The 554-nt window shown below is 54.9% G+C and carries 1 protein-coding gene; it reads left to right on the top strand.

What is annotated here, in order from left to right:
- Window positions 1-49: 49 nt before the first annotated feature.
- Window positions 50-554: glycosyltransferase family 2 protein (locus tag AC0T7J_RS25105; protein WP_473798435.1), on the top strand; the 505-nt coding region annotated here is incomplete at its 3' end.

A 554-nucleotide genomic window follows, 5' to 3' on the forward strand; every position in this document is an offset into this window, starting at 1 on the left:
GTCATATAGCCAGTGATATTGCTGGCGACTTCTGATTAACGAGATTTCGGTGCAATTTTCCAAAGAAAGCCAGATTACATTGGTGGTTACCAGCTGCGGTCGACTCGATCTGCTCAAGGCCACTCTCGATAGCTTCGACCGGTACAACACGGCACCCATTCGTGAAGTGTTCATCACCGAAGATGCCGGCGACGAAGGCGTTGCCGGGATTCTGCCTGCCCACTGGAAAGAGCATTGCACGATCTTCGTCAATCGTCCGAAGCTGGGCCAGTTGGAAGCGATCGACCTGGCCTACGGGCAGGTCAGCACACCCTATATCTTTCATTGCGAAGACGACTGGGAGTTCTACCGTCCAGGGTTCGTGGAAGACTCGATGACCGTTCTGCAGGCCCGGCCGGAAATTCTGCAGATCTGGTTGCGCAGCTATAATCACGATCTGCGGGTTCACAGTCCTTACATCCATTTGGGCGCGCGCGAGATTGTCGATGGCGTTGCGTGTTATCCGCTGATTTCCGACAAGCCGGAGTGGCAGGGGTTCTCGCTGAACCCTGGGT

It is taken from the genome of Pantoea sp. E956-1, assembly GCF_982223955.1.